The organism is uncultured Polaribacter sp., assembly GCF_947500975.1.
GTDB lineage: Bacteria > Bacteroidota > Bacteroidia > Flavobacteriales > Flavobacteriaceae > Polaribacter.
Map to the genome: position 1 here is coordinate 183,221 of NZ_CANMUE010000007.1, position 17,209 is coordinate 200,429.

Genomic DNA, 17,209 nt, shown 5'->3' on the forward strand with positions numbered 1-17,209 from the left:
ATTAAGATTTTATAAAATTAAGAATAGTCTTTGCATAATTTTCCATTGCTACTCTATCTTCGCTAGATGTAGTTGCACCTATTAAAATTTTTTGATTGGTCTTAGTTGTCAAATAAATTGAATAGACTTGTAGTTGTCTTTTTTTTAAATATTCAATTTCAAAATCAATAACTTCATCAGGTTGAATTGTTTCATTTTTATGTGTTATTAATTTTGTAATTGTATTTATTTTTGTTGTTTGTTTTTTTTGTAAAAAATAAACTGCTACTAATAAAACAGGAAAAGCGTAACAAATCAATTTTATTTTGTTGTAAAATATGATATCAGATTCATTTTCCATAGGAATAAATTGGGTTAATAATGTAGGTGTTAATATTGTAATTAACCCAACAATTAATAACTTCCATTTATTTGTTTTAGAAACATGAATTAAAATAGTATCATTTATTTTGTTAATTGTGTGCGAGTTTCCAAAATTTTTGCTTTGTTCTGTAATATTATTAATTGTCATTAAAACTTAATTGTTGTGTTTTATTATTAGAAACTACAAAATTTACAAAAGAAGCTTAATTATAAGCAACTATTATATTTTTAGTAATTTTTTACTTTTGTTCTTAAAAAATAAAAAACCTCACTTTTACCGCCCCATCCAATTAGCTAACTAATTAAAAAATAAAAGCAAGGTTTAATTTTAAAAACCTTAATCAATTTTTATATTTAATTAAAAACCTCACTTTTACCGCCCCATCTAATTAGCTAACTAATTAAAAAATAAAAGCAAGGTTTAGTTTTAAAAACCTTAATTAAATTTTACATATAATAAAAACCTCACTTTTACCGCCCCCATTTAATTTTATAATCAATTAATAATAAAAGCAAGGTTTCATTTTAAAGAATTTAAAAATCTATATCATCACTGATATTAGCGCTTAAATCTTTATATTTTTCATTAAAATGTTCATCCCATTGTTTTTTTGCATTTACAAAAGGAATATGAATTTTGTTATGTTTCTCCATATCATCTCCAATTGATGTCATTAGTTTACCATAATGTTCACCTGCTTTAGTCCAATCTAATAAGTTCATATCGTATTCTTTTTCTAAAACTGAAACAGTATCAATCCCATGATCAGAAGCAGCACTAATATGAGATAGAATTTTGGCATAGACAGTAACATCTGGCACTAACTCTAAAGGGTCTTTTGGACTAGCACTTCCCTCTACATTTGCAAATTTTCCTTGTTTAGGATTGTTAAAAACAGCACCATAAAAAGCCATGTCTTCATGAGATAATTCTGCCATTTTGTTATTCCATCCTTCTACTGTTGCTTCCCAAACAGGCCTTTCAATCCCTAATACTTCACAAATTTTTTCAACTGGCATACCAGCAACTAGATTTGCTGATGCACATGCATAGTCTCTAAATGATACTCCGTTTATCTCTTCCATATTATTTTTTTTTTCAATGTTATACGTTTAATTTTCTTTTTCTTTCTTCATAAAAATGCTTCATTTTTACGTTTACATCATGATCAATTGTATCTTTATATTCTGGTAGTAAAATACTTCGTTCAACAAAATATTTTAACCAAAAAGCTTTTTCTGTTTCTTCACGTTCTATAAAACCAGTTATGTATTTTGTTTTGTCTTCATTTTTTGATGGCGGTCTTATTTGATTAAATGCGTTTTGTGCTTTTTTATATTCATCCCATTCTTGTATTGCGTTATATTTTGCAATATTATCTATTGCAAATCCACGTATTTCGGCAATTTTTGTGTTAGGAGTAAATGTATTTACCGTGTTGCAATAATCACAACTCACATAATGAGATCTAAAAATATCTTTTCTTACCTCTATTTTTGCACTACATTGGGTGCAATTAAAGTCATGGTTTAATAATTGAATGGCGTGGTCATAGAATTTCTTAGCAATTTTCCCTTCTATAAATATTTCGTAACGTTCTATTCTTTCATAAATAGATTCTCTTAAAATAGTTCCTTTTTGACCTTCATCAATTAATTCCCAATCTTCTTTATAGGCTAACATTTGTGGTTTTACTTTTTCATCAAAAGTGGTGTCAATTTTATTCATCATAGACATTAGTTGAGATTTCATACCATGCCAAGCTCTTGTTGTTGGATGAATATCAAAATCACTTTCTACTAAATTTTCCATAATAGCTTCTTCAGCATAGCCAATTGATTCTTCAAATCTAGTATTGATTTTATCTAAAAAAACATCCCACTTTTTACTTAAAACAATAAATTCTTGATGTTCTTCTTTTGGTTGTTTTATCTCCTCATCTTTATTTTTTTTGAATAATCCTAGCATTACTTATCCGTTTTAATTATTTCATCTATAGTCATAAATTTAAATCCGCAATAATCACAAGTAGTTAAATTTGTATCTTTTGGTCTTGCAGCTCCACAACCTTCACACTTTCGAGACTCAGTTTCTGAAGTTTCATTTCGACTCCATTTTTTTTGAGAATCATTGGCATTATTGGTTATTTTTTTAAATGGATTACTCATTGGTTTTTATTTCATTTTTTCCAAAATTCCACAATAAAAAACCAACAATAACTATAGCAATTTTAATTCCCAAAGCAGTAGTTTCTCCCCAAAAATAAATCCACAGAAGTACTCTTGGAACCCTATTTGCAAAGTTTAATACAATAGCTAACAAACCTAAAATAATAAGTGTAGATCCTATCTTTTTCATTAGTATTTTTTTTTATCAAACAACTAAACTTTTTGTTTATCTGTATTAATTACATTAAAGTTTATAGTATAATATTAAGTACACCTAATACAATAAGAATTACTCCTGCAGGAACCTGATATTTGGTTAATTTCTGTCTTAATTCTTGCCCTTTAGCTTTTGCTGTTTCATTTTTTTCTAATACATATTTAGAAATTAAGCTATATGCTAATAAAAAACCTACAATAAACTCTACTGCACTTATAGCCAAACCAATTGACCAATACATACCAATTGAACCAATGTTTAAGAAAGATTGAATAATACCCCAAACACCCCAAAAAGTAAGTACAACACCTATCCATCCTTGATAAGGCGTTAACTTATCTAATAGTTCTTGTGCGTTTGGTTTTTTTGCTATGATAAGTGAAGATGCTGCAATAAGACCTCCTACAATAGCAATAATAGCTGATAACATATTTTTGATTTTTTAGTTAATATTACTATAAAACTATGTCAAGAATACAGTTATTACAAAAAGAATTGATATTTGTAGGTTTCTAATTTATAAGCGTAAATTTTTAGATTATAAACTATTGATATGTAGAAGTATTTCAGCTCTTTTTCGTGTTGAAACAGGTATAGTTTCATTGTTTGATAATAATAACCCTTTACTATATAAACTTTTTATATGATTAGAATTAACTAAATGCGATTGATGACAGCGAATAAATGTATTATCAAGTAAATCTTGATAATATTTTAAGTTTTTAGATATTGTTATTTTTTGGGTTTCAGTAATAAAAATAGTGTATGCAGCATCTGCCTCTAATCTTATTAGAGTATCGATAGCAATCACAAAACGTTGGTCAGAAGTTTTAATAACTATTTTCTTTATGTCTTCTTTACCATTATTACTCATCATTTCTAATAATTCTTGGTACTGATTTTGAGTTTCAATATCAGAAATGGTTCTTTCAATAGCTTCTTTTAACTCAATAGGAGAAATTGGTTTTAATAAATAATCTATAGCACTATATTTAAATGCTTTTATGGCGTAATTATTATAAGCGGTTGTAAATATTATTTTAAAGCTTATAGTATCTATAGCATTTAAAATATCAAAACTGGTACCATCTTCGAGCTCAATATCTAGTAATACAAGTTGTGGTTTTTTAGTTTTTATAAGTTCTAATGCTTCAGAAACATAACCTGTTTCGCCAACAATATTTATATTAGAATTTAAGAAACCAAGCATTTTAATTAAGCCTTTTCTTGCATTAGTTTCATCTTCAATAACAATAGTTTTAATCATTTTTTAATCTAAATTTTATAGATGTTCCTTTGTTTGATGAGTTAATTTCAAAAGATTTTTCATCATCATTACCAAGTAGTTTTAGTCTTTTTTTAAAAACATCTAAAGCGTGTGTTTTTGTTGACTTTTTAGTAGAGTCAAACCCTTTTCCATTGTCTATAATTTCATACCAAATAGCATTGTTTTTTTTGGTTATATTAAGGATTATTTTTCCTAACTCTTTTTTATTTTTAAATCCATGTTCAATGGCGTTTTCAAGAAAAGGTTGGAGTAGAAGTGGTGGTATCTCGGTGGTATCAATATTAATAGTATCACTCACGTATACTTCATATTCAAATTTGTCTTTATATCTTAATTTCTGGGCACTTATATAGTTTTCTAACACATCTATTTCATCACGAAGTGGAATTGTTTTTTTGTTTATAAAATCGAAATTTTGCCTAAATAATTTTGCAAAACGTGATAAATAGGTTGCAGATTTAATTGGATCGTTATCCATCAAAGAATTCTGAATTGAAGATAATACATTAAAAATAAAATGAGGATTCATTTGAGAACGCAAAACTTTTTGCTCTAAATACATTTTTTCTTTCTCTATTTTTAATTTTTTGTTTTTTCTAAACTGAAATGATGATAATGCAAATAATAGCAACAAACCAATAACAATTAAAAAGATAATTCTATTTTTTTTATTTATTTTTTGTTGCTGTTTTAATTTTTGTTGACTAGTTGAAAGTTGGTATTGATTTTCTACTAAATCTAATTTTTCTTGAGTATCTTTTTTAATTTGAATGTTGTTTAGAGAATCGTATTTCTGTTGATGAAATATTGCTCTTTCATAATCCTTTTCTTCTAAAGCAATCTCTAATAATTTAGTATTTAGTACTAATTTCATAGCAGTTGAACTCTTACTATTTTCAATGTCTAGTGCTTGGGTATAGTTAAGTTTTGCTTGTATTATGTTTTTGTTTTCTAGAAATAAGTCTCCTAAGTTTCTTAAAGGCGAAGAGTTTAGAATTTCTTTTTTTTTGTTAAGAACAATCGCTTTTTTAAAATGTTTGATTGCTTCTTTATTGTTATTGATAACCTTTAGGAGGTTTCCAATGTTATTATGCGATTTAGCTATTGCATTTGTATCTTTTTGTTTTCTATTTATTTCTAAAGATTTAATATTGTAATTTAATGCTTCTTTATAATTACCTATATTTTTATAAATAATAGCTAAATTATTATAGGTAGAAGATATACCTAAAGTATCTTTTAAATTTTTATAAATATTAATTGCTGTTATATTATAATCTATTGATTTTGAATAATCTTCATATAAATAATGTGTATGAGCTAAAGTACCATATACATTTGCTTCAGTTTTTTTTTCATTTATTTCTTTACTAAACTGTAAAGCAATAAGTAAATGTTTATTTGCTTCAACTCTATTAGAAAGGTATGCATTTGAACTTCCAAGGAGCCAATGTGTTTCAGTAATATATTTTTTATTGTTAAATTTTTTAAATTTTTTTAAAGCAATTTCTAAATTAACAATACTTTTTTCATCCTCTTGAAGTATAGAGTGTAATATTCCTTTTTTTAAATAAAGTAAAGCAACTCTTTCTTCACTTTGGTCATTAGCATTTAAAAGACTATCTACTTTAATTAAATGTTCTTTTGTATTGTTTTGTTTAAATGACTCTATAAAATCTATATCGTCTTGTTCAATTTTTTTTAAAGTTGTTGTGTTTTGATTACAACTTGTAGAAATAAACAGGTAGGTAATTAAAAAATACTTAAAGTAATTTATCGATTTATTTATTTGGTACATGTTTACTTCTTATAGCAATAATTATTTTAATGTGAATTTTACATATTCTAATATAGATTTTTAGTTAATATGTCTATAATTCAATTGAGTAAAAGTAAAAAAAATATCTTAGCATGTAACAAATTAAAATTTTAACTACATGTAGGTGTAAAACTTTTCCTTTATTTCTATAAAATTCCACATTTAAATAAACAACATAGATTTATATATTCTACAGATGAAAATAATTCTTAAATGTAGTAACTTGCCATTATGATTCAAGAGCTTAAAAACAATTATGGACATTTATTTGAAGATGCCCTTTTAAACGAAATAAATCAAGTTGGAACCTTCAAAGAAGTTTCTGAAGGGTTTAAATTGATGGAAATTGGAAACTATGTTAAAGCCATGCCTTTATTGATCTCAGGAGCAATAAAAATATTACGAGAAGATAATAATGGAGATGAGTTGTTACTCTATTTTTTAGAAAAAGGTGATACTTGTGCTATGACTTTAACCTGTTGTGTTGCTCAAAAAAAAAGTAATATTAGAGCCATTGCTGAAACAGATTCAAAACTGATTATGATACCTATTAAAAAGATGGAAGAATGGTCAGAAAAATATAAAAGTTGGAGACATTTTGTTTTTGAAAGTTATCATAATAGACTTAACGAAATGCTTGAAACTATAGATAGTATTGCCTTTCTAAAAATGGATGAACGTTTGCTTAAATATCTTGTTAAAAAAGTTACAATTTCAAAAAATAAAACTATTCATATTACACATCAAGACATAGCGTATGAACTTCACACCTCTAGAGTTGTTATTTCTAGATTACTAAAAAAACTCGAAACGTTAGGTAAAATAGAATTGAATCGAAACTATATTTTAATGAAAGATATTTAATACCTATGTAACTTATGTTACTGTGTAGTTAAATTTTCAAAATTACTTTTGCCATAAATAAATTAAGTGCAATTTATGGATGTAATTGAAATTTTTGGATATATTTCTGCTTTAATCATTGGAGTGTCATTAGGTTTAATAGGAGGTGGTGGTTCAATATTAGCGGTTCCTGTTTTGGCATATTTATTTTCAGTTAACGAGAAACTAGCCACAGCATACTCTTTGTTTATTGTTGGGGCAAGTGCTTTAGTTGGTGGTTTAAAACAACATTTTAAAGGATTAGTAGATTGGCGTACGGCTATTGTATTTGGTATTCCAGCAATTATAGGTGTTTCTTTAGTAAGACATTTTGTGGTACCCACATTACCTAATATTTTATTTAAAATAGAAAATTTTGAGTTTACAAGACGAATGGGAATGTTTGGTTTGTTTGCTTTACTTATGATACCTGCAGCTTTTTCAATGCAAAAAGAAAGAAAAGAAAAAGAAACAACTGGAGTTATAAAATATAATTATCCACTTATTATAATTGAAGGGTTAGTAGTTGGTGCCATTACAGGTATGATAGGTGCTGGTGGTGGTTTTTTAATCATACCTGCTTTGGTGATACTTGCTAGTGTAAAAATGAAAATAGCAGTTGCTACATCACTAATAATAATTGCATTTAAATCATTAATTGGATTCTTTCTTGGTGATGCATTTACAATGGAGATTGATTGGAAATTTTTAGTAGTTTTTACATCAATATCTTTAGTAGGTATATTTATTGGAAGTTACATAGGAAACTTTATTGATGGTAAAAAGTTAAAAAAATCATTTAGTTATTTCATTTTTGCAATGTCCATATTAATATTTTATATGGAGTTTTTTATTAAACAGTAATGTAACTAATGTTACTGTACAGGTATTAATTAAGTTATAAATTTGAATATTATTTAAATACAGATTATGAAAATAGAACAAATATATACAGGATGTTTAGCACAAGGTGCTTATTATATTGAAAGTAATGGAGAAGTTGCAATTATAGATCCATTGCGTGAAGTAAAACCTTATATAGAAAAGGCTAAAAGAAATAATACCAAGATTAAATATATTTTCGAAACACATTTTCATGCGGATTTTGTTAGCGGGCATGTTACTTTATCTAAAGAAACTGGAGCGCCAATTGTTTTTGGTCCAAATGCAAAAACATCTTTTGATGCCATTATAGCAGAAGATAATCAGGTTTTTAAACTAGGTAATATAACTATTACTGTTTTGCATACACCAGGGCATACAATGGAAAGTTCTGTATATCTTTTAAAAGATGAAAACGGAAAAGACCACGCTATATTTAGTGGCGATACATTATTTTTAGGAGATGTAGGCCGTCCAGATTTAGCACAAAAAACAGGTAGTATTTCTGAGGATGATTTAGCAGGCTTTTTATTCGATAGTCTTCGAAATAAAATAATGCCTTTAGCAAATGATGTTATCGTTTATCCTGCTCACGGAGCAGGTTCATCTTGCGGTAAAAATTTAAGTAAAGAAACGGTAGACATATTAGGTAATCAAAAGCAAACAAATTATGCCTTGCGTGCCGATATGACTAGAGAAGAGTTTATTAAAGAAGTAACGGATGGCTTATTACCACCACCTCAATATTTTCCGTTAAACGTAAAAATGAATAAAGAAGGGTACGATGATTTTCAGGATGTATTAAAACGTAGTGCACAAGTTTTTTCACCAGATGCGTTTGAAGCAGCAGCAAATAATACTGAAGCAGTTGTTTTAGATGTTAGACATCAAGATGATTTTGCAAAAGGACATATCCCACGTTCAATATTTATAGGTTTAGATGGTAGTTTTGCACCTTGGGTAGGCGCTTTAATAGCAAATATTAAACAACCAATTTTACTGGTAACACCATTAGGTAGGGAAGAAGAAACAATTACCCGTTTATCGCGTGTTGGTTTTGACCAAACTTTAGGTTTTTTAAAAGGCGGTTTTGATGCTTGGAAAAAAGCTTCTAAAGAATATGATACGGTAAGTTCAATTTCTGCAACAACTTTTAAGGAAGCAAAAGAAAGTAGTAGTATTACAATATTTGATGTAAGAAAAAAAGGAGAATTTTTATCAGAGCATGTATTGGGGGCAAATAACACTCCTTTAGATTATATTAATAATCACCTAACAGAATTTCCAAATAATGAGACCTTCTATGTACATTGTGCAGGAGGTTACAGAAGTATGATTGCAGCATCTATTTTAAAAAGTAGAGGCATTCATAATTTAATTGATGTTAAAGGTGGTTTTAAAGCAATAAAAGAAGCAAACATTAAAGTTTCAACTTACGTTTGCCCATCAACTTTATAAATTAAAAAAATGAATTGGATATTTGAACCCTGGCCTTGGTATTTTTCAGGCCCAATGATAGCATTTATAATGTTTTTACTTATAATGGTAGGTAAAAATTTTGGAATGTCTTCAAACTTACGCACACTATGTACTATTTGTGGCGCAGGTAACAAATCGGATTTTTTTAAATTTGATTGGAAATCGCAAAAATGGAATTTAATTGTAGTAATTGGAACTATTATTGGTGGTTTCATAGGGTCTTATTTTTTAAATGCAGATACTGCCGTAACAATAAACTCAGATACTATTTCAAATTTAAAATCTCTAGGTTTTGAAAGCGCTGGAACTGCTTATCTTCCAACAGAATTATTTGATAATGGGGCATTATTAAGCATCAAAAATGTTTTTGTTTTAGTTATTGGAGGTTTATTAATAGGTTTTGGAGCACGTTATGCAGGAGGTTGTACTTCTGGACACGCAATTTCAGGATTAAGTAATTTACAATTACCCTCTTTAATAGCTGTAATAGGTTTCTTTATTGGAGGCCTAACAATGATTCACTTTATTTTTCCTATAATTTTTTAAAAAATGAGAACACTTATATATTTGTTTATCGGAATCCTTTTGGGAATTACAATGTTTAAATCAGAAGCAGCTTCTTGGTTTCGTATTTATGAAATGTTCAAATTTGAATCCTTTCATATGTATGGTATTATTGGTTCAGCTTTAGTAACAGGAATAATTGTAATTAAGCTAATTAAAATATTCAAAATCAAATCTTTATATGGTAAAAGAATAAGCTTTAATCCAAAAGAAAAAAGCTTTAGTCGTTATATGTTTGGCGGAATTATATTTGGTTTAGGTTGGGCGTTAGCTGGGGCTTGTCCTGGACCAATGTTTACTTTAGTTGGAGCTGGATATTTTCCAATTTTTATAGTAATCATAGCTTCTCTATTTGGTACTTTTTTATATGGATTATTAAAGAAAAAATTGCCACATTAAAGAGTTCTTATTTAATGGTTAAGAATTAACAAAATATACTATATATAATAGGATAAAACGTATTTCTTGAATTGCAAGAGTGTAAAACAACTAATGTGTTATATTGAGTTGAATTAGAAATGTTTATTCTATGCTTTTATTTTATATATTAGCGTAAAATATACGCATAAAATGCAACAATCAATTCGACTTACTGTAGATGCCGTTGTTTTCGGTTATGAAGCAGGTTCAATTTCAGTATTACTTATTAAAAGAAAGTATGAACCTTTTAAAGGTGAATGGGCAATTCCAGGTGGTTTTGTATTAAATGACGAGTCTTTAGAAGAAGCGGTAGAGCGAGAACTTAAAGAAGAAACAGGTATTAAAATTAATTATTTAGAGCAATTATATACTTTTGGTAAACCTAAAAGAGACCCTAGAAATAGGGTAGTGTCTGTTGCTTATTTTGGTTTAATTAAACCAAGTGCTTTTAAAATATTTGCATCTACCGATGCAGAAGAAGTACAGTGGTTTAAAATTGATGAGCTCCCAAAATTGTCTTTTGACCACGAAGAAATTTTAAATATGGCTATTACTAGATTGCAAAGTAAAATAACTTACGAACCTGTTGGTTTTGAGTTATTAGATACTAAATTTCCTTTTTCAGATTTAGAAAAACTATATACAACTTTATTAGGAAGAGCAATAGACAGACGTAATTTTAGAAAAAAAATATTAGGCTTAAATATTCTAGATCAGTTAGATGAAAAAGTTTCTAAAGGTTCAGGAAGACCTGCTAATTTGTTTAAATTCAACAAGAAAAAATATTTTAAATTAAAAGATGAAGGTATACTTTTTGATATCTAATTATACAAAATTAATTATTTGCGTAAAATAAACGCAAATAAATTTGGCTTGATTATTAATCTGATGTATATTTGTGTAAAAATAACACAAAAAATAAATTATTATGAACGGATTATTATTAACAGACGGATATAAAACTGGGCATCACCAACAATACCCAAAAGGAACAGAAGAAGTATATTCTAACTGGACGCCAAGAAGTAATAAATACGCACCTAAAGGATGCGAAAAAGTAGTTTCATTTGGACAACAATACGTTTTTCAATGGTTACACGATTATTTTCAAGATAATTTCTTTTCAAAGACTAAAGCAAAAGTTTGTAATGAGTTAAAAGAAGAATTGTCTTTGTATTTAGGTACTGATTATGATGTAACACATTATGAAGAGTTACACGATTTACAATATTTACCAATAAAAGTAAAATCATTACCAGAAGGAGTAGAAGTGCCAATTAGAGTTCCTATGGTTACTGTAGTAAATACAGATAAAAAATTCTATTGGATAACTAACTTTTTAGAAACCATTTTATCTACAATGTTATGGCAACCAATGACATCAGCTTCTATAGCATTACGTTATAAGAGAATTTTTAAAGATTGGGTGTTGAAAACTGATAAAGAAAATGAAGCTTTTATAGATTTTCAAGGACACGATTTTTCAATGCGAGGTATGGGAGGTTTACAAAGCGCTATATCTTCAGGAATGGGACACGGAGCAGTATTTTTAGGTTCTGATACTTTACCCGTAATTAGTAGTTTACGTAAATATTATAAAGCAGAAGGTTTTGTAGTCGGTTCGGTAAACGCAACTGAACACTCTGTAATGTGTGCAGGGACAAAAGATGATGAAATAGGAACTTTTAGAGCTTTAATGAATACTTATCCTAGTGGGATTTTATCAGTAGTAAGTGATACTTGGGATTTATGGAAAGTATTAACAGATTATTTACCACAATTAAAAGAAGAAGTTTTAACAAGAGATGGTAAGCTAGTAATACGTCCAGATAGTGGGGATCCAGTAGATATTATTTGTGGTGAAACTAAAACACTTGGCGGAAAAGAACCAAAAGATAAAGGAGTAGTAGAATTGCTTTGGGATATTTTTGGAGGAATAGTAAACGAACAAGGTTTTAAAGTTTTAGACAGCTATATTGGAGCTATTTATGGAGATAGTATTACTACGGAAAGAGCAGAAAATATTTGTCAACGATTACACGATAAAGGTTTTGCTTCTACTAATGTAGTTTTAGGTATTGGTTCTTTTACTTATCAGTTTAATACTAGAGATACTTTTGGCTTTGCAATGAAAGCTACTTCTGTAGTAGTTAACGGAGAACGAAGAGAGATTTTTAAAGATCCAATTACAGATGATGGAATCAAAAAATCTGCTAAAGGCTTAATAAAAGTAGATAAAGTTAATAATGAATTTGTTTTAGTAGACCAAGTTACTCCTGAAGAAGAGAGCAAAGGTGAATTACAAGTAATTTATGAAAACGGTAAATTTTTAAATCCAATTACTCTACAAGAGATTAGAAAAAGTATTAATACTAATATTTAATTAAATAGCTAGATTATGGATGTTTTAGAATTCGATTTTTATAATAGATTAAAGCAAGATTATTTAGCTCATAAAAGTCTATTTGTAGCATTTGATTATGACAATACAGTTTTCGATTATCATAGTCAAGGTATTAATTATGAAGCTATAGTAGGGCTTTTAAGAATCTGTAAGTCCTATGGATTCACGTTAATATTATTTACAGGGAATGAAGGAGAAAAATTAGACGTTATAAAGCAAGATTTAATTGAACGTGACATTCCTTTTGATTTAATTAATGAAAATCCATTAATGAATACGAGAAAACCTTATTATAATATTTTATTAGATGATAGGGCAGGATTAAAAGAATCTTATGAAAATTTAAAAAAGCTTACAGATGAAATACGAAATAAAGAAATTTAAAGACGGACAAGTAACTGCTAAGATTATTGAAAATGGAAATTTAGATATTAAAATTAGAGGAAATAGTTATGAAGATTTATTTAGAGCAGCAGCTGTCAAAGAAGCTTGGGATGCTGAAAACGCAACAAATAAATCAGCTGTAGCAACATTAACTATATACTGTTTAATTGGGCAACGTTCAGATAGACGTTTTAATAAAGGAGAGTCTTTTGATTTAAAAATAATTGCTCAATTTATTAATTCTATGCTATTTGATAAAGTTTCTATTTTACATCCACATAGTCCTATTTCATTGGCTTTAATAGATAATTCAGAGAAAATCTCTCATTTTGAATATGTTGAAAAAGTATATAATACAATAGGTAATCCAGTATTAGTTAGTCCTGATGCTGGTGCCTATAAAACAACACACGAGATTGCAGAAGCACTAAATGCTGATTTAGTTCCTTCTAATAAGGTTAGGGTAGAAGGAGCGCCTGTAATTAGTATTCAAGGTAATGTAAAAAACAAAGAATGTTTAATTGTTGATGATTTAGCTGATGGAGGAAGAACATTTAAGTTTTTAGCGAAAGCTTTAAAAGATCAAGGAGCAACAAAAGTATTTTTATATGTAACGCATGGGCAGTTTAATTATGGTTTTGATGAATTAAAAGAAACAATTGATCATATTTATTGTACAAATAGTTATAAAGACATAGATGATAAATTTGTTACTCAGTTTAAAGTAATTTAATAAGAAAACTTATTGTTTTTAATGTTATGTAAAATAGAGTTTTTGTAGTTTAGCTAGTTCTCTTAAAAATTAAGTATTCTTTAGGGGTGTAATGATAATCTAGTAAAAATTATATTCACAATTATTTAAATACTTAATATATAACGAAGCCAGACTTAGCTTGTACATAATAACTTGATATCAGTCTAAAAACTTTAATCATTAATTTTGTAAATATCGCTAAAAAGTGCTAAAACGTTAATTGTTATATATTACTTTGCTTTGGTAAAAAGCGAAAGTTATTACTACTGTCTCTTTAAAAAAAATCTAAAATGTGTTATCCATTATGTTAATAAAACACTCTTTTTACTAAGCCATAATAGGTGATTAGAGGTATGGGATTATTCTCTCTAGATTTAAATAAAATACGGAATTTCGTAAACAATTATTTCTTAAATTTCACTATATTTAAACTTCCCTATTTCAATTACTGTTAGTAAGAATTATTCTTTTGGTACAGTTTTACAAATTAATTTTATGAATTATTATGATATTTTTCTAATAATAGGAGGTATACAAGTATTAGTTGTATTATTAATTCTCATGTTTAAAAAGTCTGTTAAACCTAGAGTTAATTTCCTCTATGCCTTAATGCTACTTACCATTTTTATAGAGTCTTCGTCTAAATTTATTATTCGTTTTTTTGAAATAAAATTAGTTCAAGGGCTATCTCCTTTTTGGTTTTCATTTTTAACGATTAATCTCTTGTACTTATTTGTAAAAAAAATCACAAACATTAGAATTAAACACTTCTATTTGTATTTTTTATTGCCAGCTTTAGAATTTATTTTGTTTAGTATTCTATCAATTATTTATTACTATAATGAAGAAGTAATTTCAGAAAATACTATAAACTTTATTGTTACCATAAGAGATCTGATTAGCTTTATATATGTTGCATTTTTTTCATTACTTATAATATTAATATCATTAAAACACAGAGAGTCATTAATTAGCACCTATACTTCAGTAAGTTATAAAACATTAGATTGGCTAATCTATTTTTGTGTGTTTGTTATATTAAACACTTTAATTGGTATTTTTTTTCCAAGCTTAAGAAAAGATTTTATTCTAGTTATTCATATAATAGAACTTGTTATATATTACTATTATTTATCTATTGCCGGCTTAATGCAAATGAATATAGATAATAGAGTAGATCTTACTTTAAAAAATGAATACCCAATAGATGTTAAAAGCAATTTAGAAGAATACACTCAAGAAGAACTCATTTACACCTTTAGTTTGATTGAAAAAAACATGGTTGAAAAAAAAATATATTTAGAACATACTTTAAACTTAAAAAAGTTATCTAAAAAATTAAAAATTTCACAAAGATTATTATCAAAATCTATAAATAAAATAGGGCATAAAAATTTTTATAATTACATAAATTCATATAGAATAGAAGAAGCTAAACAACTTTTAAAAAAAGATTTATATAAAAATTATAGTATAGAAGCTATAGCAAATGAAGTTGGTTTTAACTCAAGAGCATCTTTCTACAAGAACTTTAAAGAGCAAGTAGGTTGTTCTCCTAAAGAATATTCAATAAACTCATAATCAGATATTTAAAATGTATTAAAACATGTTTTAAGATGTCTTAAGTATTGTTTTACAGACTACTACTATTAGAAACGATGGGTTCTTATTTTTACTTTTGTTTGGAATACAAAAAACAAATAGATGAAATTTAAATTACTTTTAAAAACAGTAGTATTGGTGTTATTATTCTCTTTAGGGAATAATCTTTTAACAGCACAAACAAAACAACAAAAACAAAAAATTATTAATAAATATGATGCTAAAAAAAGTAAAAAGTTACAAGAAAGTATCCTTAAGAAGGAAAGAGATGCAAAATCTAGAGTAGATGCTTTTGTGAATAGTAGAAAAGGAAAAAACATAAAAAACCCAAATGAAATTGTAGATATTATTAATGGAAGACCAATGTATTATGGAGGCTATAATTTAAATGCTGCAAAATCTACAAGAACCGACCATTTACATGCAAACGGATCATTAGGCTTAAATTTAGAGGGTCAAGGGATGACTTTTTATGTTTGGGATGGAGGAAGTGCCAGAATAACACATAATGAATATGATGGTCCAGGTGGAAATAATAGATATACATATGTAGATGATACTTATCTTCAAAATGGTAATCCAAGTAATCATGCAGCTCATGTTTCAGGAACAATAATGGCATATGGAGCTAATCCTGAAGCAAAAGGAATGGCTCCTAAAAGTAAAGTTGTTGGTTACGATTGGAGTGATGACACATCTGAAATAGCTAATGAAGCAGCAAATGGAATGCTAATTTCTAATCATTCATACGGTCCATTATTTCGAGATTTAGAAACAAATGTTACATATACAAATGGTGATTATTTAGGTATGTATATAGGTGTTTCTAAAATAATTGATGAAATTTCGTATACATATCCTAATTATCTATTTGTTTGTGCAGCAGGTAATTCTGGAACAGATGATACAGTTAATACACTACCATTAGGAGGAAATTCTACATATGATAAATTAGCTACTCATGCAGTAGCAAAAAATAGTTTAACGGTAGCAAATACAGAAGATGCAAATGTTGATGCTAATGGGAATTTAATAAGTGTTACTATAAACTCAAGTAGTAGTGAAGGACCAACTGATGATTATAGAATAAAACCAGATATTGCAGGAAATGGAACACTTTTAACTTCTTCTGGGATAGATTCAGACTCAGCATATCTTACATATTCAGGAACTTCTATGGCAAGTCCAAATGTTTCAGGATCATTACTTTTAGTTCAGCAACATAATAATAATAAAAATGGGCAGTTTTTAAAGGCAGCAACTTTAAAAGGATTAGCATTACACACTGCTGATGATATAGCTCCTACAGGTCCAGATGCAATAACAGGTTGGGGATTGTTAAATGCAAAAAAAATTATAGAAACTATTAATGATGATGAAGTTTTTTCTATAATTAATGAAGAAACTTTAACTCAAGGAGAAACATATACATTAACAGTACAAGCAAAAGAAGGAGAGCCACTTATTGCATCAATTTCATGGACAGACCCAGCAGGTGTAGAGACAGTTGTAAATGATAATAATGTAAATTCTACAACACCTATCTTAGTAAATGACTTAGATATAAAAATAACAAAAGGAAATACCAATTATCTTCCATATAGACTAACAAGTTTAACCTCTAATGATAGAGGTGATAATATTAGAGACCCATACGAAAAAACAGATGTAAGTAATCCTTCGGGAACTTATACAATTACTGTTACACATAAAGGACAGTTAAGTAGTGGTAGTCAAAATTTTTCGTTAATTGTATCAGGAATTACTATAAATACTAATTCTTCTTGTACTGATGGAATTCAAAATGGTAGTGAAACTGGAGTAGATTGCGGAGGCGATTGTGCTCCTTGTAATACTTCAACTGATCCATGTGCAGGAGTAGCTGCTTATAATAGCTCAACAACTTATAATTCAGGAGACAAAGTTGTTTATCAAGATGAGTTATTTCAATTAAATTCAAGCGGTGCTTGGGATAATTTAGG

General features: G+C 27.8%; 19 protein-coding genes. 11 read left to right on the forward strand and 8 right to left on the reverse strand.

Annotation, left to right across the window (positions count from 1 at the left end):
- Position 1: 1 nt before the first annotated feature.
- The 8 genes from Q0733_RS09605 to Q0733_RS09640 form a co-directional block, all read right to left on the reverse strand.
- A complete protein-coding gene (locus Q0733_RS09605; RefSeq protein WP_298781841.1) occupies positions 2-511 on the reverse strand; it encodes a hypothetical protein in 510 nt (169 codons plus the stop codon).
- A 386-nt stretch (positions 512-897) separates the two neighbouring features.
- On the reverse strand, positions 898-1,449 hold the full coding sequence (locus tag Q0733_RS09610) for a DUF6620 family protein (protein ID WP_298781844.1): 552 nt from the start codon (positions 1,447-1,449) through the stop codon (positions 898-900).
- A gap of 19 nt (positions 1,450-1,468) precedes the next feature.
- A complete protein-coding gene (locus tag Q0733_RS09615; protein WP_298781846.1) occupies positions 1,469-2,332 on the reverse strand; it encodes a hypothetical protein in 864 nt (287 codons plus the stop codon).
- Entirely contained in the window at positions 2,332-2,532 is a 201-nt protein-coding gene (locus Q0733_RS09620; protein ID WP_298781849.1) for a hypothetical protein, read from the reverse strand. Before Q0733_RS09620 ends, Q0733_RS09615 begins: the two co-directional genes overlap by 1 nt.
- Positions 2,525-2,722 carry a hypothetical protein gene (locus Q0733_RS09625; protein WP_298781851.1) on the reverse strand — a complete coding sequence of 66 codons (198 nt, stop codon included), beginning with the start codon at positions 2,720-2,722 and terminating at the stop codon, positions 2,525-2,527. Before Q0733_RS09625 ends, Q0733_RS09620 begins: the two co-directional genes overlap by 8 nt.
- Before the next feature lie 61 nt (positions 2,723-2,783).
- Entirely contained in the window at positions 2,784-3,179 is a 396-nt protein-coding gene (locus tag Q0733_RS09630) for a hypothetical protein (protein ID WP_298781854.1), read from the reverse strand.
- A 108-nt stretch (positions 3,180-3,287) separates the two neighbouring features.
- The gene (locus Q0733_RS09635) at positions 3,288-4,016 is read right to left on the reverse strand and encodes a LytTR family DNA-binding domain-containing protein (RefSeq protein ID WP_298781857.1); all 729 of its coding nucleotides are present in this window, start codon (positions 4,014-4,016) and stop codon (positions 3,288-3,290) included.
- Positions 4,009-5,835 (reverse strand): histidine kinase, encoded by a 1,827-nt coding sequence (locus tag Q0733_RS09640; RefSeq protein WP_298781859.1) that lies wholly within the window; start codon positions 5,833-5,835, stop codon positions 4,009-4,011. The genes Q0733_RS09635 and Q0733_RS09640 overlap by 8 nt, the downstream gene beginning before the upstream one ends.
- Before the next feature lie 252 nt (positions 5,836-6,087).
- On the opposite strand from Q0733_RS09640, the gene Q0733_RS09645 reads away from it, so the two are divergent.
- The 11 genes from Q0733_RS09645 to Q0733_RS09695 all read left to right on the forward strand — a co-directional run.
- The gene (locus Q0733_RS09645) at positions 6,088-6,720 is read left to right on the forward strand and encodes a Crp/Fnr family transcriptional regulator (protein WP_298781862.1); all 633 of its coding nucleotides are present in this window, start codon (positions 6,088-6,090) and stop codon (positions 6,718-6,720) included.
- 75 nt (positions 6,721-6,795) lie between these two features.
- Positions 6,796-7,602 carry a sulfite exporter TauE/SafE family protein gene (locus tag Q0733_RS09650; protein ID WP_298781864.1) on the forward strand — a complete coding sequence of 269 codons (807 nt, stop codon included), beginning with the start codon at positions 6,796-6,798 and terminating at the stop codon, positions 7,600-7,602.
- A 66-nt stretch (positions 7,603-7,668) separates the two neighbouring features.
- Entirely contained in the window at positions 7,669-9,078 is a 1,410-nt protein-coding gene (locus tag Q0733_RS09655; protein WP_298781867.1) for a rhodanese-like domain-containing protein, read from the forward strand.
- 9 nt (positions 9,079-9,087) lie between these two features.
- Positions 9,088-9,645, forward strand: coding sequence for a YeeE/YedE thiosulfate transporter family protein (locus Q0733_RS09660; RefSeq protein WP_298781870.1), 558 nt, complete (start codon positions 9,088-9,090; stop codon positions 9,643-9,645).
- 3 nt (positions 9,646-9,648) lie between these two features.
- Positions 9,649-10,062 (forward strand): DUF6691 family protein, encoded by a 414-nt coding sequence (locus Q0733_RS09665; RefSeq protein WP_298781872.1) that lies wholly within the window; start codon positions 9,649-9,651, stop codon positions 10,060-10,062.
- 171 nt (positions 10,063-10,233) lie between these two features.
- A complete protein-coding gene (locus tag Q0733_RS09670; protein ID WP_298781874.1) occupies positions 10,234-10,908 on the forward strand; it encodes an NUDIX domain-containing protein in 675 nt (224 codons plus the stop codon).
- A gap of 103 nt (positions 10,909-11,011) precedes the next feature.
- Positions 11,012-12,466, forward strand: coding sequence for a nicotinate phosphoribosyltransferase (locus Q0733_RS09675; RefSeq protein WP_298781877.1), 1,455 nt, complete (start codon positions 11,012-11,014; stop codon positions 12,464-12,466).
- 15 nt (positions 12,467-12,481) lie between these two features.
- Positions 12,482-12,871 (forward strand): hypothetical protein, encoded by a 390-nt coding sequence (locus tag Q0733_RS09680; protein WP_298781880.1) that lies wholly within the window; start codon positions 12,482-12,484, stop codon positions 12,869-12,871.
- Positions 12,846-13,604: a phosphoribosyltransferase family protein gene (locus Q0733_RS09685; RefSeq protein WP_298781882.1), complete on the forward strand. Its 759-nt coding sequence runs from the start codon at positions 12,846-12,848 to the stop codon at positions 13,602-13,604. Before Q0733_RS09680 ends, Q0733_RS09685 begins: the two co-directional genes overlap by 26 nt.
- Before the next feature lie 516 nt (positions 13,605-14,120).
- Complete coding sequence (locus tag Q0733_RS09690; RefSeq protein WP_298781884.1) at positions 14,121-15,206, forward strand: helix-turn-helix transcriptional regulator; 1,086 nt, start codon at positions 14,121-14,123, stop codon at positions 15,204-15,206.
- 123 nt (positions 15,207-15,329) lie between these two features.
- On the forward strand, positions 15,330-17,209 hold a 1,880-nt coding region (locus Q0733_RS09695), incomplete at its 3' end, for a S8 family serine peptidase (protein ID WP_298781887.1).

Coding starts and splice junctions, on each gene's coding strand:
- Q0733_RS09605 (WP_298781841.1), bottom strand. CDS start 511: ATGACAATTAATAATATTACAGAACAAAGCAAAAATTTTGGAAACTCG.
- Q0733_RS09610 (WP_298781844.1), bottom strand. CDS start 1,449: ATGGAAGAGATAAACGGAGTATCATTTAGAGACTATGCATGTGCATCA.
- Q0733_RS09615 (WP_298781846.1), bottom strand. CDS start 2,332: ATGCTAGGATTATTCAAAAAAAATAAAGATGAGGAGATAAAACAACCA.
- Q0733_RS09620 (WP_298781849.1), bottom strand. CDS start 2,532: ATGAGTAATCCATTTAAAAAAATAACCAATAATGCCAATGATTCTCAA.
- Q0733_RS09625 (WP_298781851.1), bottom strand. CDS start 2,722: ATGAAAAAGATAGGATCTACACTTATTATTTTAGGTTTGTTAGCTATT.
- Q0733_RS09630 (WP_298781854.1), bottom strand. CDS start 3,179: ATGTTATCAGCTATTATTGCTATTGTAGGAGGTCTTATTGCAGCATCT.
- Q0733_RS09635 (WP_298781857.1), bottom strand. CDS start 4,016: ATGATTAAAACTATTGTTATTGAAGATGAAACTAATGCAAGAAAAGGC.
- Q0733_RS09640 (WP_298781859.1), bottom strand. CDS start 5,835: ATGTACCAAATAAATAAATCGATAAATTACTTTAAGTATTTTTTAATT.
- Q0733_RS09645 (WP_298781862.1), top strand. CDS start 6,088: ATGATTCAAGAGCTTAAAAACAATTATGGACATTTATTTGAAGATGCC.
- Q0733_RS09650 (WP_298781864.1), top strand. CDS start 6,796: ATGGATGTAATTGAAATTTTTGGATATATTTCTGCTTTAATCATTGGA.
- Q0733_RS09655 (WP_298781867.1), top strand. CDS start 7,669: ATGAAAATAGAACAAATATATACAGGATGTTTAGCACAAGGTGCTTAT.
- Q0733_RS09660 (WP_298781870.1), top strand. CDS start 9,088: ATGAATTGGATATTTGAACCCTGGCCTTGGTATTTTTCAGGCCCAATG.
- Q0733_RS09665 (WP_298781872.1), top strand. CDS start 9,649: ATGAGAACACTTATATATTTGTTTATCGGAATCCTTTTGGGAATTACA.
- Q0733_RS09670 (WP_298781874.1), top strand. CDS start 10,234: ATGCAACAATCAATTCGACTTACTGTAGATGCCGTTGTTTTCGGTTAT.
- Q0733_RS09675 (WP_298781877.1), top strand. CDS start 11,012: ATGAACGGATTATTATTAACAGACGGATATAAAACTGGGCATCACCAA.
- Q0733_RS09680 (WP_298781880.1), top strand. CDS start 12,482: ATGGATGTTTTAGAATTCGATTTTTATAATAGATTAAAGCAAGATTAT.
- Q0733_RS09685 (WP_298781882.1), top strand. CDS start 12,846: ATGAAATACGAAATAAAGAAATTTAAAGACGGACAAGTAACTGCTAAG.
- Q0733_RS09690 (WP_298781884.1), top strand. CDS start 14,121: ATGAATTATTATGATATTTTTCTAATAATAGGAGGTATACAAGTATTA.